This window comes from Roseibium sp. TrichSKD4, from assembly GCF_000148725.1.
Taxonomy (GTDB): Bacteria; Pseudomonadota; Alphaproteobacteria; order Rhizobiales; family Stappiaceae; genus Roseibium.
The window spans coordinates 809,446-824,941 of record NZ_GL476319.1 but is presented as its reverse complement, the minus strand read 5'-3'; the positions used below and the strand labels follow the sequence as shown (position 1 = coordinate 824,941).

At 53.0% G+C, this 15,496-nt stretch carries 24 protein-coding genes; 22 read left to right on the top strand and 2 right to left on the bottom strand.

Going from position 1 to position 15,496, the window contains the following annotated elements:
* Positions 1-19: 19 nt before the first annotated feature.
* On the top strand, positions 20-1,174 hold the full coding sequence (locus TRICHSKD4_RS20270) for a methyl-accepting chemotaxis protein (RefSeq protein ID WP_208993140.1): 1,155 nt from the start codon (positions 20-22) through the stop codon (positions 1,172-1,174).
* Positions 1,175-1,266: 92 nt separating this feature from the next.
* Here the strand turns inward: TRICHSKD4_RS20270 and TRICHSKD4_RS20265 are convergent, their stop codons facing one another.
* Positions 1,267-1,911, bottom strand: a complete 645-nt coding sequence (locus TRICHSKD4_RS20265; RefSeq protein WP_009468814.1) for a hypothetical protein — start codon at positions 1,909-1,911, stop codon at positions 1,267-1,269.
* A 629-nt stretch (positions 1,912-2,540) separates the two neighbouring features.
* Between TRICHSKD4_RS20265 and TRICHSKD4_RS32045 the strand changes: the two genes are divergently transcribed.
* The 3 genes from TRICHSKD4_RS32045 (at position 2,541) to TRICHSKD4_RS29590 (ending at position 4,595) form a co-directional block, all read left to right on the top strand.
* On the top strand, positions 2,541-2,666 hold the full coding sequence (locus TRICHSKD4_RS32045; protein ID WP_009468813.1) for a hypothetical protein: 126 nt from the start codon (positions 2,541-2,543) through the stop codon (positions 2,664-2,666).
* 199 nt (positions 2,667-2,865) lie between these two features.
* The gene (locus TRICHSKD4_RS20260; RefSeq protein WP_040617134.1) at positions 2,866-3,639 is read left to right on the top strand and encodes a hypothetical protein; all 774 of its coding nucleotides are present in this window, start codon (positions 2,866-2,868) and stop codon (positions 3,637-3,639) included.
* Between the two features lie 344 nt (positions 3,640-3,983).
* Complete coding sequence (locus TRICHSKD4_RS29590) at positions 3,984-4,595, top strand: GNAT family N-acetyltransferase (protein WP_083782845.1); 612 nt, start codon at positions 3,984-3,986, stop codon at positions 4,593-4,595.
* Here TRICHSKD4_RS29590 and TRICHSKD4_RS32405 read toward each other — a convergent pair.
* The gene (locus TRICHSKD4_RS32405; RefSeq protein ID WP_050763482.1) at positions 4,501-4,983 is read right to left on the bottom strand and encodes a helix-turn-helix transcriptional regulator; all 483 of its coding nucleotides are present in this window, start codon (positions 4,981-4,983) and stop codon (positions 4,501-4,503) included. The two genes, TRICHSKD4_RS29590 and TRICHSKD4_RS32405, sit on opposite strands and share 95 nt — an antisense overlap.
* Positions 4,984-5,138: 155 nt before the next feature.
* On the opposite strand from TRICHSKD4_RS32405, the gene TRICHSKD4_RS20250 reads away from it, so the two are divergent.
* The 18 genes from TRICHSKD4_RS20250 to TRICHSKD4_RS20165 all read left to right on the top strand — a co-directional run bounded on the left by TRICHSKD4_RS20250 (position 5,139) and on the right by TRICHSKD4_RS20165 (position 15,386).
* On the top strand, positions 5,139-5,450 hold the full coding sequence (locus TRICHSKD4_RS20250) for a helix-turn-helix domain-containing protein (protein WP_040617133.1): 312 nt from the start codon (positions 5,139-5,141) through the stop codon (positions 5,448-5,450).
* Positions 5,450-5,743, top strand: a complete 294-nt coding sequence (locus tag TRICHSKD4_RS20245) for a hypothetical protein (RefSeq protein ID WP_009468809.1) — start codon at positions 5,450-5,452, stop codon at positions 5,741-5,743. The genes TRICHSKD4_RS20250 and TRICHSKD4_RS20245 overlap by 1 nt, the downstream gene beginning before the upstream one ends.
* A 174-nt stretch (positions 5,744-5,917) precedes the next feature.
* Positions 5,918-6,757, top strand: coding sequence for a ParB N-terminal domain-containing protein (locus TRICHSKD4_RS20240; protein WP_009468808.1), 840 nt, complete (start codon positions 5,918-5,920; stop codon positions 6,755-6,757).
* Positions 6,747-7,217, top strand: coding sequence for a hypothetical protein (locus TRICHSKD4_RS20235; RefSeq protein WP_009468807.1), 471 nt, complete (start codon positions 6,747-6,749; stop codon positions 7,215-7,217). The genes TRICHSKD4_RS20240 and TRICHSKD4_RS20235 overlap by 11 nt, the downstream gene beginning before the upstream one ends.
* Positions 7,214-9,484, top strand: a complete 2,271-nt coding sequence (locus tag TRICHSKD4_RS20230; RefSeq protein WP_009468806.1) for a DDE-type integrase/transposase/recombinase — start codon at positions 7,214-7,216, stop codon at positions 9,482-9,484. The genes TRICHSKD4_RS20235 and TRICHSKD4_RS20230 overlap by 4 nt, the downstream gene beginning before the upstream one ends.
* A gap of 68 nt (positions 9,485-9,552) precedes the next feature.
* The gene (locus tag TRICHSKD4_RS20225; RefSeq protein WP_009468805.1) at positions 9,553-10,302 is read left to right on the top strand and encodes an AAA family ATPase; all 750 of its coding nucleotides are present in this window, start codon (positions 9,553-9,555) and stop codon (positions 10,300-10,302) included.
* Positions 10,299-10,901: a hypothetical protein gene (locus TRICHSKD4_RS20220; protein ID WP_009468804.1), complete on the top strand. Its 603-nt coding sequence runs from the start codon at positions 10,299-10,301 to the stop codon at positions 10,899-10,901. Before TRICHSKD4_RS20225 ends, TRICHSKD4_RS20220 begins: the two co-directional genes overlap by 4 nt.
* The gene (locus TRICHSKD4_RS20215; protein WP_009468803.1) at positions 10,898-11,284 is read left to right on the top strand and encodes a hypothetical protein; all 387 of its coding nucleotides are present in this window, start codon (positions 10,898-10,900) and stop codon (positions 11,282-11,284) included. Before TRICHSKD4_RS20220 ends, TRICHSKD4_RS20215 begins: the two co-directional genes overlap by 4 nt.
* A complete protein-coding gene (locus TRICHSKD4_RS20210; RefSeq protein WP_009468802.1) occupies positions 11,274-11,561 on the top strand; it encodes a hypothetical protein in 288 nt (95 codons plus the stop codon). The genes TRICHSKD4_RS20215 and TRICHSKD4_RS20210 overlap by 11 nt, the downstream gene beginning before the upstream one ends.
* Positions 11,558-11,956 (top strand): hypothetical protein, encoded by a 399-nt coding sequence (locus tag TRICHSKD4_RS20205; protein ID WP_009468801.1) that lies wholly within the window; start codon positions 11,558-11,560, stop codon positions 11,954-11,956. The genes TRICHSKD4_RS20210 and TRICHSKD4_RS20205 overlap by 4 nt, the downstream gene beginning before the upstream one ends.
* Positions 11,953-12,699, top strand: coding sequence for a DUF3164 family protein (locus TRICHSKD4_RS20200; RefSeq protein WP_009468800.1), 747 nt, complete (start codon positions 11,953-11,955; stop codon positions 12,697-12,699). Before TRICHSKD4_RS20205 ends, TRICHSKD4_RS20200 begins: the two co-directional genes overlap by 4 nt.
* A gap of 3 nt (positions 12,700-12,702) precedes the next feature.
* Positions 12,703-12,954 (top strand): hypothetical protein, encoded by a 252-nt coding sequence (locus tag TRICHSKD4_RS20195; RefSeq protein WP_009468799.1) that lies wholly within the window; start codon positions 12,703-12,705, stop codon positions 12,952-12,954.
* Complete coding sequence (locus tag TRICHSKD4_RS20190) at positions 12,935-13,618, top strand: DUF2786 domain-containing protein (protein ID WP_009468798.1); 684 nt, start codon at positions 12,935-12,937, stop codon at positions 13,616-13,618. The genes TRICHSKD4_RS20195 and TRICHSKD4_RS20190 overlap by 20 nt, the downstream gene beginning before the upstream one ends.
* A 1-nt stretch (position 13,619) precedes the next feature.
* On the top strand, positions 13,620-13,874 hold the full coding sequence (locus TRICHSKD4_RS20185) for a hypothetical protein (RefSeq protein WP_009468797.1): 255 nt from the start codon (positions 13,620-13,622) through the stop codon (positions 13,872-13,874).
* Between the two features lie 4 nt (positions 13,875-13,878).
* Positions 13,879-14,139, top strand: a complete 261-nt coding sequence (locus tag TRICHSKD4_RS20180; protein WP_139052209.1) for a hypothetical protein — start codon at positions 13,879-13,881, stop codon at positions 14,137-14,139.
* Positions 14,136-14,777, top strand: a complete 642-nt coding sequence (locus TRICHSKD4_RS28460) for a regulatory protein GemA (RefSeq protein WP_009468795.1) — start codon at positions 14,136-14,138, stop codon at positions 14,775-14,777. Before TRICHSKD4_RS20180 ends, TRICHSKD4_RS28460 begins: the two co-directional genes overlap by 4 nt.
* The gene (locus TRICHSKD4_RS30905; protein ID WP_009468794.1) at positions 14,774-14,968 is read left to right on the top strand and encodes a hypothetical protein; all 195 of its coding nucleotides are present in this window, start codon (positions 14,774-14,776) and stop codon (positions 14,966-14,968) included. Before TRICHSKD4_RS28460 ends, TRICHSKD4_RS30905 begins: the two co-directional genes overlap by 4 nt.
* On the top strand, positions 14,961-15,386 hold the full coding sequence (locus TRICHSKD4_RS20165) for a helix-turn-helix domain-containing protein (RefSeq protein WP_009468793.1): 426 nt from the start codon (positions 14,961-14,963) through the stop codon (positions 15,384-15,386). Before TRICHSKD4_RS30905 ends, TRICHSKD4_RS20165 begins: the two co-directional genes overlap by 8 nt.
* The last annotated feature ends 110 nt before the right edge of the window (positions 15,387-15,496 follow it).

Sequence of the window (15,496 nt, the reverse complement as noted above, 5' to 3'; positions counted from 1 at the left end):
GTAAAATTAAGGACGATAGATGATGTTTTCAGGTGGCAACAAGGCGGCGATCAAGAAGGCGCTGGCTGTTTGCGAAGCGGTTGCCGAGGGCGACTTTGAAGCGCGGATTATCAACATCACCGAAAAAGGTGAAACCGAGCAATTGATGCATGCGATCAATCGCATGATCGATCGCACGGATGCCTATGTGCGCGAAACCCGGGCAGCCCTCGAGTATGTTTCGCAGAACAAGTACTACCGCCGAATTTCAGAGCGCGGCATGACGGGATCTTTTGGGGAAGCCGCTGCCACGATCAATGGTGCGATGCAAGTCATGGAAGACCGCGTTGTCGCGTTTGGCGAAGTTGTCGGAAGCTTCGAAGGCCGGATGGGTGAAGTGGTGGGCGCTGTTGCCGCAGCCGCGACAGAGTTGGAAGCGTCAGCAAAGACCATGGAGGGAAATGCCTCTTCTGCTAGCCAGCAAGCCATTTCGGTCAATGCCTCTGCAGAGCAGGCATCCAACAATGTCGGATCTGTTGCTGCTGCGACTGAGGAGATGACCAATTCAGTCTCGGAAATCAATGCGCAGGTCACTCAGTCCTCGCAAGTGGTGGCTGGAGCTGTGAAGGAAGTTGAAAAAACAACAGCTGACATTGCCGGCTTAGCCGAAGCGTCTGAGAAGATCGGCAAGGTTATTGATCTGATCGCTGAAATTGCCGATCAAACCAACCTTCTGGCTCTTAACGCAACGATTGAATCTGCTCGCGCTGGTGAAGCTGGCAAAGGCTTCGCCGTCGTGGCTGCTGAAGTGAAGGAACTTGCGAACCAGACCGGCCGGGCAACGGAAGAAATCCGGACCCAGATTGCTGGTGTTCAGGCTGCAAGCCAGCAGGCAATCACCTCTGTTGAAAGCATCGGCACGACAATCTCGAATGTGTATGAGTATGCGTCCGTGATTGCAGCGGCTGTTGAAGAGCAGAGCTCGGCGACCAACGAGATCGCGCGCAACATCGAGCAAGCCTCGCAAGGTACGTCTGAGGTTAGCGCGAATATGGGTCAGATCAGTGAAGTTGTTGCCGACACCCAACAGTCTGCTGGGCATATTCTGGAAGCGTCCAGTGAATTGGCGCAAAAGGGGGAAATGATGAGCCTGGAAGTCTCCTCCTTCCTGACCGAGGTGCGCAAGGTAGTTTGAGTTTACTTCAGCACCGAGAGATTAAGAGGAGGGGCATTGCCTCTCCTTTTTTTGTTTGGGGTGGACTTGAAAGTGCCGGGAACTCCGACCAGTCAAAACTTGTAGGATGCCTCCAGAAGTGCGCCTGTTCGGGTGTAGTCTATCGTCATTTCAGTTCCGTAGCGCTCAACTTTGCCTTCAAGGTCCCAGTGCCGTGCCCCAAGTCCGATGGACCAAGTTTCAGTTGGATTGAATGTGAGGAAAACCTCGCCCTGATAACCCGATGCGTCTTTTTCGTCTTCGAACTCGCTTGCGGTGTCGATTTGCCCGAGCGGGATGTAAGCGAACTCAGCGTGCCAACCAAATTTATCAGTAAACTGTCCGCGGCCTGTCACGCCTACACGGGCGAGTGACCATACCGGATTTCGGTAATAGTGCCGGTTGTTTACCGTCGGCGTTTGAAACCGGTCATGAATGAATTGAAACCCGGCGAAAGCGCCGAGGGATTGAGATGCAAAATCGAGCGCTCGAAAGCCAAGGTCGGCATTAAAATATCCAAAGCCTATTGTGCCCAAATCTCTATTTGTGCCGTAGGGTTGGTCAAACTCGCCATTGAAATTTGCGCCAACGCCTGCTGTTCCCTGAAAAAAGAAGCGCGTCCCACTGCTTTCTAGGCGGTAATGAGCCTCGGTTGCGACACTGCGAATGTCCTTGGCGCTGAGGATGCGTGTGCCCGCAAGTTCATATTCGGCATCCACGTCACTGAACCAAGTTCGGATGCTAAAGGAACCCCGTAGCTGAGTGCCGGAGATTGTGCTCTTCGAATAAGGAGGTAACGAATTGTCTTCTGACGCAACTGCGGAATTGGAAAATAGGAAAAAAGTAAGTCCGACTAATGTAAGTGATTTGTTAATCAACTGAATTACTCCAGTAAAACCATTTATTGTGAAAATGGAATATGGAGATTCATGGTTAATATAGAGTTTTGGTCGTGAGTAATATTGCTCGAGACTCCAGCTACTTCCGTAGGTGTAATTTTGGAATGCTGGTCTAGGAAGGTACTCGCAGGATCAGCGCTACGTCACCGAATAATTTGGAAAGTTATGTGAAAAAATGGTGGGTGCACAGGGATTCGAACCCGGGACCGTCTGATTAAGAGGTATTGCAGGGTTTAATTATTTCAATAACTTATGACCAATTCACAATTTAGCCGTACGCTTTTTCTCGTAAGAATTGTGACGCGCAATAACAAATGGCAGAATGGATAAATCTGGATACGGATAGAAATAGACGATTACAGATAGAAATCTGTCGTCTTTTCATAGAGTTAAATCAACTCCAATCGACGTGACTGAAAAACCCATAAAATTAGGGTGCGCAATAACAAATGGCACTTTCGGCCATTTTCGAGAAATTCGTAGCGCTGAGTATTCTGAAAAAATCAAGAAAAACAACACAAGAAGAAATTCAAGTAGCCGGTATTTGGGAAAAAGCATGGATGGCGGCTACTTAATAAAAACGGCGGAAATCAGCGTAATATGAACCTCCAAGTCTGATCAAACATAATTTTAAGTAGCCGGTTTAACCCTGCGATGATCTCGCTATTTTCACGCCTTGCAAAATATCACGATAATTTCACGACCCAAAATTACGTAAGGTCAGCTGCTCAAAGTAGCTAGTTGGTTTAATGTATTCGTTGTGATTGGTCTGCGATGTTTAATGCTCTTAAACTAGGATTTGTGTCCGCTGTTTTGTGCCTGATGTCAGTAACCTCATGGGGAGCACACGCTGCAAGCGTGGGCTTGCGTATTGAGCGTAATGTTACCACGGCGCGGGCAAGTATGTTGTTAGCGGAAAGAACATTGTTTGCTGCTGACCAAGCGATTAACGCTGCCGCGATCATTACTTCGTCCCTCAGAGTTAACCGTCTTGTACACACTGAACTAAACCGCATTGTTCAAGGCATACCAGGTGCGCGCGCTCTATTGGTCATCGACGAAAAGGGCAAGCTTCTGCATGACAGTTACAAATACCCCGTATTGCCGCTTGATCTGTCTGACAGGAGTTACTTCAAAGAAGCTCTTTCCACTGAAGGGATCGTAATCGGAGAACAGGTTATTGGCCGGACTTCAGGTGCGCCATTTGTGCCTATCGCAAAGCGAATTGGGGAGCTTACGTTTGTTGTCGTAATTTCCCCCTATGTGCTCGTGGATCTTCAAAACGAGTGTGGGGACTGTTGGTCATCTGCGGTGCGTAAATCGGATAATAATATTATCACTATGTTTCCGCCGGAAGGCGATCTTGTTCCAGGCTTGGTTCTGCAATTAAAACCCTATTTAAAAAATAAAGACACTGGCTCGTTGGTTGTCAGATACAAACACTCAGTTTTCTCGGTCGTTTGGACGAAGAGCGCGGAGTTTCCCCTACTCAACATTAGTGTGAGAGGATTGACGGACAGTGCAGCGGTTGAGGTCGACATCAACTAACAAACGGGCCGCAATAGAATTATGCCGTAGCTTAAACCAAGGAATATCTTGCTCCGCAAGTATCCAAAGCGACGCTGCAGGCTCACCAGTCGCGCAACTTGCAACCTCAGCAATTTTTGCCAGGTCATCTTCAGAGATTTCATCATAGGAAAGTGGTAAGATAACGAAATACAACAATAGCGCAGAAAGGATCATAGCAAACCCGACTGACAGCCCGATAAAGCATATGATTGCCCTACCAATGCCGATATCGGACACGCGGGTTGCTATAATTCCACTCAGTCTTTGATTGCGCATCGTATGTCCCGCGCGCCTGTTTTCCATCTTATTGAGGAACAGGTGCGATGTCTATTGGTGCTACCGTACGTACAGTTAAACTGTGCGATGTTGAAGAAATTGCTAAAATACATGTAGCTTGCTGGAAAGAAGTGTATTCGTTTATGCCAGACGCAGTACACCTAGCAAGAAGTCTGCGCTATAGGCGTAATCAATGGTTGAATTGGGTTATTGATCCTCCTGAATACGGTTTCTTTTTTGTAATTTTATTTAATGGCGAGATTGCCGGTTTTGCGGCAGCGCTCCGTAATATGGATGAAGCAATCATTGCTAAAGGTGAAATGCATGCCTGTTACATTCTGCCGGAGTATCGAGGAACGGACGCCGGACCTTTGGGCCTGATGACTTTGGCGTCTACGCTGAAGTCTAGCGGCTTATGGCCCGCCTGCTTATGGGCATTCAAAGACAATCCATATCGCAGGATTTACCCGCAGCTTGGCTGTAAAGCCGTCGTGTCCAGGGATCGTGTAATAGCGGAAGCTCCGATCCCTGAAGTCGGGTACATCGTGCCTGATTATGACAAGCTCATGTCTCGTCTTGACCGGATGCGCGTTTCCGCTGTTCAGCGGCGAAATGGATCACTTCAGAGGCCGCGCCTTCTTGCAGGTCTTCCCGGCTGAGAAGATAGTCGAGCATCTCAACAAATTGATCCGCGAAGGCTTCAGATTTTGTTCTTCGCGGTAGCCGTTCCCAGAAGGTTGCCGCAATGTTCCAAACGAATTCTCGAATTTCTGCGAGGGTGACATTACCTACTTTTACGTCATCTCCAAAGAACATGCCACCCTGACCGGTAGCTAGCCAATTCAAGTTGATACCAAACTTCCGATGATATTCGGCTAGGACAGTCGCGGAGGGAACGTTTTCTCCGCGCTCATATAAAGCTAAGGAATCCTTGCTGATTTCTAGTTGCTCGGCAAATTCTTCCCTACGGTTGTCACCGAGCTCGCGGCGAACTTGTCGCAATCTAGAGCCTAGCGGAGTTTTCGGTTCACTTTCAGGTCGAGCCACAGAATTCTCATTAAAAGAAAATACTCCTTTACAAAAAGAGAATCTTCCCTTAATCCTTCTCTTGTCGGGCCGATAGTCGGGCCGATTTGCCACACATAACGTTCAAGAAAAACGGCTTGTTGCCGCAAGCCGTTTTCCCAACCAAGAGGCTTCTCATGTCCAAGCCCGAGTTCCCGCCAGTTAATGGCTGGGATCGACACTCGATCTATGCCGAAATTCTTCGGCAAGGGATGACCACCAAGGAGCTTGCGGAACGGGCCGGAATATCCCGTCGCGCCTTTGCCCATGTCTGGACACGCACTGTGCGTGCTGCCGAGACGGTCATTTCAGAGTTCCTCGAAACCCCTGCCCAAGAGCTTTGGCCGGATCGCTATCCGGTTCGAACCTCTCTTCGTGTTTCTACCAAACAAATGACCAGGCGCGCTAGTCAGAAATCTACGCAGCCCCCAGACAGGAAGGCTGCCTGATGACACAGCTTGATCAAAAAAAGAGCGAGCATCTGACACCGACTGAATGTCCGAATGATGCATTCATCCTGACCAAGATATCAAAGTCAGGGCGACGGTATTTCTTTACGGGTGAAACCAGCGATACGGAAACCGCCGAAGGACTTCGGGTCCTTGCAAAGACTGGATACCTGCCTGGTGACGCTTTTGTTTTTCAAGATGAACACTCAGCCATGGCAATTGCCGTTCATCTGAACACACTTGGGATTGGCGGTGCTTGCTGGCTGGCATTTCCCCTTACTGAGCCTCTTTAAGATAGCGGCACCTGCGTTAGTGGTGCGGTCGCGGGGCTACCCGTCTTTTGTCAACCTCTCCCCCTTTTGAAGTGCGGTTGGCGTTTCCCTGAGCAACTTGCCGGGCGGCCCTACAAGGCTAGCTACCTGCCGCCCGGTCTTTTTCTCCCATCAGAAACAAATGAGGTCATTTACATGACTGACAAAAAGATCGAACTCAGATTGATTGATGTGCTCGACGGACGGTCTCGTGACGTAGACCCTGATTGGGCTGAGTTCATTAGCGTCTCTTTCAAAGAACACGGCCAACTGACACCAATTGATGTGGTGCAGCGGGACAAGCGATTTGAACTTGTGACCGGCGCTCACCGCCTGGCAGCTGCGAAACTGTGCAAATGGAAAGAAATAGACGCGCGGGTATTGTCGCCTGAATTAGGCGAAAACCCTCATGAGCTGCGCCGCCGCGAGATTTTGGAAAATCTTGCAAGGCTGGATTTTAATGCGCTGGAACGCTGCGAAGCTCTTTTCGATTTAAAGCGGATTTATGAGACGCTTCACCCGGACACCAAACACGGTGGCAAGCGCGGTAACCAGCACATTGGCGGCCAAAAGAGGCAAGTGGCAATTTTTTCCTTTTGCCAAAATGCTTCAGAAAAGACGGGCTTGAGTGATCGTTCCATTCGTCTTGCAATCACGATCTACAATGCCCTTTCTCCTGCCACTCGCGAACGCCTGAAGAACACCAAATTCGCAGAGAAACAATCTGACTTGAAGCTCCTGGGTGAGTGTAAGCCTGACGAACAGGACAAGATTTTAAACATTCTATTTGCGGAAGAGCCGGAAGCTGGAACGGTTGGCGATGCCATTGCTCTGGTCCGAACCGGCAAGGCGGAACGGCCAACCGAGAAAATCTACAAGAGCATTCTGGACAAGCTTCCACGCCTGCCGCTGACCAACCGCCGCGAGATCTATCGCTCCAACAAGGCCGAAATCATGGCCCTTGCTGACGAGGAGGGCTGGTTCAATGGCCGGTAGACGTAAAACCCTCCGTGATCTTTATACGATCGACATGTTCTCCGACTGGACACCGCCGCGTGTCTCGGTCGGTTATGAGACCGGAGCCATTCCAGGCAATCGGGTCGGATCAAGAATTAGCCGGGCACTCGGGCTTGCATTGAAAGATTGCGGCAAGGGCCGGGCAGAGATCGCACACCTGATGAGTGAGCGCCTGGATCAAAAGGTGACCCTTGCCATGCTTGATGCCTATGCGGCGGAAGGCAAGACCGGCAACAACATTACGGTGGAACGGTTCCACGCGTTGATCCATGCCACAGGACAACTCCGGCTTTTGGGCTTTCTGGCTGAAGACTTCGACATGAAGGTGATCCCGGCCCGGTTTGAAAGTGTAATCGAGCTGGCGCTTCTGGAAGATCATGAGGTGGAACTCGAAACCCGCAAGAAACTCCTGCGGGCGAAGATCGGGGGAACCCGATGAAAACCTATCTGACAATCAATGAGCTTGCGGAACTTAAGTTGGAAGGGCTTCCGAATGCTCGCTCCAGCCTACAGCAAATGATTAATCGCGAAGGTTGGCAGAACTCCCCGCTATGCCGGAAACGTGAAGGCCGCGTAGGCGGTGGCTACGAATATCACATTGATCTTTTGCCACTCGCACAACGGCGCGCCTATGTCCGCAGTTTTCTGACGATCGATCATAGGGATCTGGAACTGGGAGACGGATTGGGTGGCTCGGACGCGGAGCGGACAGCCCATGTCGCCCGGATGGGTGTTCTCAGGATTGCCGACCGGTTCCGGAAGGATACTGGTCTTACCATCTTGAGCGCCGATGACCTTTTTGTTCGCCTGTTTGATGCCGGTGACATTCCCCTACCAGACTGGATCAAGGAGCAGGTCAAGAGGATTTCAACGCGCACACTGGCCCGTTGGCGCAAGGCTGCCCAAAGGGATGAACCGGCAGCCCTTGGATTTGATCGCTCGGCCTGCCGCAAAGGCAAGGGTGTTTTGGAACTTGCCGAAAACGGTCAGCTGAAAATCTACATTCTGGCAGCCATATTCAAAGCACCACACCTGTCGGCATCGGCTCTGCGCGACATGGCTGTCAAAAGGTTCAGCAACTCCATTGATGTTGTCGACCCGGAAACGGGTGAATGCTCCAGCTACGACATGCCGTCGCTCAGAACCTTCCAGAATTCCATCAAGCAATGGAAGGGAGAATACGCAGCTACCATCAAGCGTCACACGGATCCAGATGGCTGGAAAGATACCCATCGGTTTGTCATGGCGGGCGGAGCATCGGACGGGATTGTTCGCCTCAACCAGCTCTGGGAAATCGACGCCTCCCCGGTGGACATGCTGACCACCGAGGGCCGGTGGACCGTTTATGCCTGCATTGATGTCTGGTCGCGCCGGACCATCTTCACGATCTCCTGTACGCCACGCGCCGAAGCGGTTGGCCTGCTTTTGCGGGAAGCGATCCTCAAATGGGGTGTGCCGGAAACCGTGAAAACCGATAACGGCAGCGATTTTGTTGCCAGACAAACGAAGCGCCTTCTGCAAGCCCTTGAGATCGAGCAGCACACTTGTGACGCCTACTCGCCGGAACAAAAGCCCCATGTTGAGCGGGTTATCGGGACGTTCCAGCATTCCTTCATTGAGCTGCTTCCAGGCTTTGTCGGACACAATGTTGCTGAGCGGTCTGTTATCGAAGGGCGGCGCGCCTTTGCACAGCGGCTTGGGGTCTCTGATTACAATGCGTTTTCCGTGGAAGTATCCCCTGTCGAGCTTCAGGAAATGACGACGAGGTGGGCCGAGGACGTTTATGCCCATAAACCCCACGAGGGCTTGAAGCGGCAGTCACCCGCTGGAAAGGCCGCACAGTCCACAGCCCCGATACGGACAGTGAACGAGCGTGCTCTTGATGTTCTGCTCGCCCCCATCCCGAAAGGCGACGGCATCCGCATTGTCACCAAAAAAGGCATACGGGCAAATAACGAACATTATCTTCCAGATGATTTCGTGGTGATGCCGGAAGAGACCGTGTTCTGCCGCATGGACCCGCATGATATCGGGCGGCTCTGGGTCTTTGATAAAACCGGCGAGACCTATCTTGGTCAGGCAGTTTGCGCGGAACTGGCAGGCTATGACCGGGCCGAGACGATCGCCAGAACACGGGCCATGCAAAAAGCCTATCTGGACGAACAAAGCGCGCCGATCAAGGCCGAAGCCAAACGGATCAAGCCGCGCGATGCGGTCAATGCCATCCTTGAACAGGACAGAGCGGACAAGGTTCTTGCCTTCCCTCAACGGGAAGAGCGGTGGACGACACCTGCGCTTGATGCGGCAGCGCAGGTGTCGGCCCCGATCAAGCCAGGCGAGCCTTCAGCTGATCTCAAAGACATGATGGCCGAGATCCGCGCCGAGTTTGCCGATCAATCCGGCGCTGTTTCAGGCAACGCCGCACAAGCCAATACCAAGGCCAGCGCCGAACCAGTTCCGGCCATGGCAGAGATTCACCAGCTTCGACCAGCCGGGAAAGACCGGGAAGCAGGGCCAGACACAGGAATGGACCGGTATCGCCGCGCCCGTGATCTGGAGGCCCGAATTGAAGCTGGAGAAGAAGTTGCAGAGGAGGCTTTGCGTCTCCTGCAAATGTATCGCCGGGGTGGAGAGTATTCCGCGTACCGGGCGATGGAAGAAGATTTCGGGGAAAGTTTCTTGCGTGCCGAAAAGAAGAGCGGGTGAACGAAGGACTAGTTCACTCACCCGCGACCGCCACCAACGACGAAAGTCATGCAATCGAGGAATAGAACGTGACAGGCACTCACGAGAAAGTCAATGACCGGGCACCCCTGAAAAATCTGGGTTTGCTCCTCAATCTTGTAAACACCCTTGTCCATCGTCATGAAAAACAACCCGGTATCGGCATTTTCTATGGCCCGTCCGGTTTCGGGAAAACAGAAGCCTGCGGCTATGTGAAAACCAAATACCCGGATGCACCGGTGTTGGAACTGGATGATACCTGGACCCGAAAGGAGTTCCTGAAGGCCATCCTGTTCGAGCTTGGAGACCAGAACGCGAAAGGCACGATCTTTCAGCTGAAGGATCTGGTGATCGAGCGGCTTACCGAATATTGGCACCTGCCGATCCTCATCGATGAGGCCGACTATCTTTACAAAAAGAACCTTCTTGATCTGACGCGCACGCTTCAAAAGAAGTCCGACTGCACGATCATCATGATCGGAGAGGAAAACCTTCCCTACAAGATCAACCCGGAAGAGAAGGTCGACAACCTGGTCGGCGCGCGTGTTGGCGCGGTTCCCTGCGACATCGAGGACACGATGTTGCTGGCCCGGTATTTCTGCCCTGATCTGAATATCAGTGAAGATCTTGCCGGGCACATCATGAAGGAAACGAATGGTCGGGCACGGCGGATCGCAACGACCATGTTGTCCCTGCGCGAATATGCCAACACCCACGGCGAAACGGAACTGACCAAGGCAAACTACGAAGGTCCGATCATGACCGGTTCCCTTCCGCAAAGAAGGGCGCTTGGCAAATGAAGATCGTTCAGCTTGAGGCGAAAGCCATCCACACCCGCCGTGGTTTTGAGCATTTTTGGAAGGTCATGCAGGAATTCAACCGCCAGGGACAGAGTTTTTCGGTTGATGATATCCTTGCAAAATCTGATCAGGATCAGGTCCGCAACATTAGGGATCTGGTATCCCGGCTGTTGAAGTCCGGCCATTTGGCAGAAGTGTCAGCTGACAGTCCGAAGCGGTTCATGATCGCGCGGAACGAACCCTTTGTTCCTCGCGTTCGCCGTGACGGCACGATTGCCCCGGTCAAACAGGATCACATCTGGGCCGCCATACGCATGCAGCGCCAATGGTTCACCGTCCAGGATATTTTCATCTTCACCCAGCACTCGGATGCACCGCCAACGGAACAGTCGATCGCCAGTTACGTCACGCGGCTCAAACTGTCGGGCTATTTGTCGGTGCAGGCTGATCCGCGCAAAGTAAAACCGACCCGCTACTTCCTCAAACCTTCCATGAATACCGGCCCGCGTGCCCCGCGTGTCATTCGTTCAGAGGGTATTTATGACCCCAATAAACAGCAGGTTATGGGGCTGTTATCAGCGCGGGAGCTCCAGTCATGAAAGACACCCGCACAATGCCGGAAAAGGCATTTGATGCCTATGACGGCTCCCCGCCAGCATGGGTCGTGGTTCTGGCTGACGCCATCCAGGCGAATGGAACCACATATGTTGCCAATCTTTTGGGCTACACTAATCCGGCGCTCTCCCAGATCATCCATAACAAATACGGCACGAACCGCACCAATATCGAGGACAGAGTTCGGGCCAAGTTGATGGGCGCGACGGTCCAATGTCCCGTACAGGGAATAATTGGCCGCGAAGCCTGCCTTGACTGGCAGGGCCGACCGTTCCGGGCAACGAGTTCACTATCTGCGCGCATGTACCGTGCCTGCCGGGCCAATTGCCCCCACTCCCGGATCAAGGGAGGTGGCAATGCCTCTTAGTCAAAACCTCGCCAACCTTGGCGCCCATGTCCACATGGTTGCCGGGCGCACCACTCAAGACGGCGATGCTTATCGCTTCTTGATGCGGCTTTCCCAGCTGCTCCAACAGTATTGCGAAGATTGCCTGGAGCTGGAGCGTTCAGTGGTTCCCGAACGCCTTCGTGAATTGGAAACCCAATGGGAGCGGGAAACTGAAGGCGCGGTCGTGATCCAGTTTCCCGGAAAGGATCGGCCCAAACCAACACCATCATCACCTGACAATGGAGGTGCAGCATGACTTCGACCGGTTATTGGACAAGACGAGAACTGGCAATGTTGCTCGGTTTCGATCGTATGGGCGAGACCGCTCAGGAGATCGCACTTGAAATGGGTCGCCAGCCTCTTGAAGTCGCTCAGGGGATTGAAAAGGCCCATGCCTTGATCAACGAGCCCAAAGAGGCTCCCAAGGCGGAAAAACGTCCCCCGCTGAGAAGGTTTGGAAAGCCGGTGCAAATGCCGATCGATCCGGCAGAGCAGCAGCGCGAAGAAGCCATGAGCGAAAGCGCAAGGCTGAAAGACCTTCAGCTGACCCGGCGAATTTTGAGGGATGTAACTGGAAAAGACTATGGCGATACGGCTGCGATCAGGGCCGCCAAACAAACCACCACGGACAATTCAGGAGACAGAGCATGAGCAACACAGACGTGATTGAGCCTGAAACAGACATGGAAAACAGCTTGCCACAGGCTCCCACATCCCTCTTTCACATGACGCCGGAACAACGCGCTGAAGCTGTTCGCAAGGCAGAAACAGCCGGTCAGGTTGAGTGGGATGGCGCTCGTTACTTGAAGGACAGCCGGGGTGCTTTGGTCCCTGTGAAATCCATCCGCGAAGAAGATCTTCTTGAGGATGAGATCGTGCGCCGTGGTCTGTTTTTCGCAAAGGACATGGCGGCACAGCTCTCCCGCCTCAAAGGGCATACCTACGAGGATTTGGGTATTCACGATGCTCTTTTGGAGGAAAAGAAAAAGGCACCGCGCGGCGGCAAGAAGGGCAACCGGACATTTTCGACCTTCGATGGAAACCAGAAGATCGAAATCCGGAAATCCAACGTTCAGGAGTTCGGACCACAGCTACAAATCGCAAAACAGTTCTTTGACGAATTTGTCCGCAGCAAATCCGGGGGCATCGATGATGAAAATCTCAAGACCCTGATCTTCGATGCTTTCCGTGTGGATCAGGAAGGCAACATCAACAAGAGCGAATTGTTCCGTCTGTTTCGCCGCAACATCGATGACCCGCTCTGGACGCAAGGCATTCAGGCCCTTCAGGAAGCAATCCGTGTCATCGGCACCAAGACCCACATGTATTTCAAGTTCCGCGATGGTCCTGAAGATGAATGGGTCACCGTCACCATTGATTTGGGAAAGGCGTGAGCCATGCCTGACTTGCCCCGCCGATCACAACACCGCATCTCAGACGCGGCTGAAGATATCCAGTCTGTGTTTGCGAAACGTCATCTGACAGACAGCGAGGTGGTTACGGCGCTCATGCTCTTGCTTGCGCCAATGCTCGGCTCAATGAACCGGGATCTTCGAAGATCGGCTCTCAAATACCAGAGCCAGATGGTTCGGGATTTCACACGCCAACCGAAGAGACATGGAGGTGGAGATGGACAAAGCCAAACTTAGAGACCGCATACGCGCCTTGCGTGAGAAAACCACGTCCAAGGGATGCACGGAAGCCGAAGCCATGGCAGCGGCTTCCAAAGCAGCGGAACTTATGCGCAAGGCTGGCCTTTCTGAACTCGATCTTGAGATGAGCGAAAGTGAGAGCCAGACACAGAAGCGCGGCCAATCGGTGGAGTGCCATTTGTGGAGAGTTATTTCGGCCTGCACCAACACCTCTTCAATCCTGTTGGACAAAGAGGACGGAATGTTCGTGCGTTTCCTCGGTAAAGAACCAGGCCCGGAGATTGCGACTTACCTTTGGACTGTCTGCGATCGGGCAATCCGAAAAGAAGTTCAGGTGTTCAAGGTAACAAGCTTTTATCGCCGTCGCCGGTCGATTTCGACCAAACGGCAAGCGGTTTCCGATTTCAAGACGGGAATGGTTGCTCGTCTCGGTAACAGGCTGCTGGGACTCTTCGAAGATATTCGCAATGACGAAGAACGGGCACAGGCGGCTCAAGCGTTGTGCGAACAGTTTCCAAATCTTGTGGATGTGAAACGGCGCAATCGGAAATTCCGATATGGCGAGGCTGCGTCTCATGGATATGCAGCCGGTGCGAGAGTCAACCTTTCCCACGGTGTTGCCGGACAGGGTAATTCCCCGGACCTGATCGGGACAACGTGACATGTCCCGCCTCGCCAACACCGCAGATGGTTTGAGTGAGGTGACAAACTTGCGCCTTCGCCGGGACGAGCTTCTGGCGCGGGCTTACAAGCTGAGATTTCGCAAGGCTCGGCAGCGCGAGCTGCATGACCAGATCGAAGAAATCACCAAAGACCTTTTGAGACTGGAACTGGAAGCCAGAGCACAGCCGGAACCGCTCGGTGATGCGGGACCGGTTGGTGCGCAGAACAGCCCAAGGCTTCCTTACAAGGATTGAGACAATGGCACATACAGACAGGGAACGAATTGCCTTTTCCATGTTTCGGCATGACTACCCGCAGCATATTTGTGAGGAAATGAGCCTCGACAACCTGCCGATCGTCAAGCGGCCAATGGGCGATGGCGTGACGATGGAATGCAATCTGGCACTTGATTGGGAGTTCAACCGGGAGGGGTATTTGCGGCTTGCGGATGCTGCCATTTTGGAAGTGAACCAGATTGTCGAAGAGCGACGCCAGCTGCTGGAGGGCAATGTGTCATGACCAGCATCCGCGCTCTATTTGGCCGCGCCCGCGAACTCAGCATGAACGAGGACCAGCTCCGCGTTGTTGCGGAAGGGGTAACGGGATCTCCCAGTCTCAAGGGACATTCGCCGCAAACCTATAGCCGAATCCTGACCAAGATGGGCAAGGCGGAGCCTCGCTCGGATCGGGCCACCGGCAAATATGCCCCCAAACTTCAGGCGCTCTGGATAGCCGGTTGGAACCTTGGTGTGTTTCGGCAAAAGACGGACAAGGCCATGATGTCCTTCCTCAAGCGCCAGACGGGAATTGATCACTCCCGGTTCCTGCATCATGGGGACGACGCCAGAAAGGTCATCGAGGCATTGAAGGGTTGGATCCTGCGGGAGATGACGGCGAAGGGTTTGGGCCATAGTGCTATCGATCTTTTCACCTTCGACAAGAACCGCCCGCAGCTGCTCAATGACCAACGGTTCCAGATTGTGGCCTGCCAGTGGGCAATCCTGCTGGCCTGTGATCATCCGGTCGCAATGAACGGTACCCTCGCAGAATTTGTGAATGGCACCGTCGGCAATCGGGAGTTCTCCGAGTTCTCCCGCAATGACTGGTTTGCCGTCATGAACGGGCTGGGCAAGCTGGTCCGGCAGGTGAAGCAATGAGCGGCTTTAATCAGGGCACCACCCATCCGCACACATTGCGAATCCTGATTGCGACCAGGCGGCAGATCGAAGAAAAACGCCTTGTCGCCGATATGGATGGCCGCATGCGGTTCCAGCTCGGCAAGATCGCGGGAGACCTTGCAGATCACATTGACGGCGAGCTTGCCAAATGGGGAGATCGCCGTGACTGATGCCACCCCGTCACAGGAGACTTTGCGGGCGCTGGGGGCACTCTCGCCCGTCATGCGTGCCCTGGTCGAATGTGCCGGGCTGGAAGCTGCCCACAAGCTGACAACGGCGCGCGGTGGATCACGTGTCTATTTTCCCGATCCAAAGGCGATCACGGAACGACACTGGCTTGCGCAGATCCTTGACGTTGAAACCGCGCGTCTGATCTGCGACACGTTTGCCAAGCAAATCATTGATTTGCCTCTTGGGTTTAATGCCCGTCAATTTGAGCTTCACCGGGCGATCGAGGAGCGGCTTGCAAAGGGCGAAAGCGCTGATAGGATTGCAAAGGCCCTCAAGATCAGCCGCCGCACCGTGTTCCGGCACAAGGCTGATAATTCGGATGATCTGATTGACGATCGTCAGGCCCGCCTTTTCTAGCCCATAACTGACCAGTTATTTGCTCCCCATGGTGACATCTGTCACCAAAGACCTTCCCCACGTCTCAACCTAACCTTGCTTTCAAGAACCACACCCCGACCGGGGCTTCT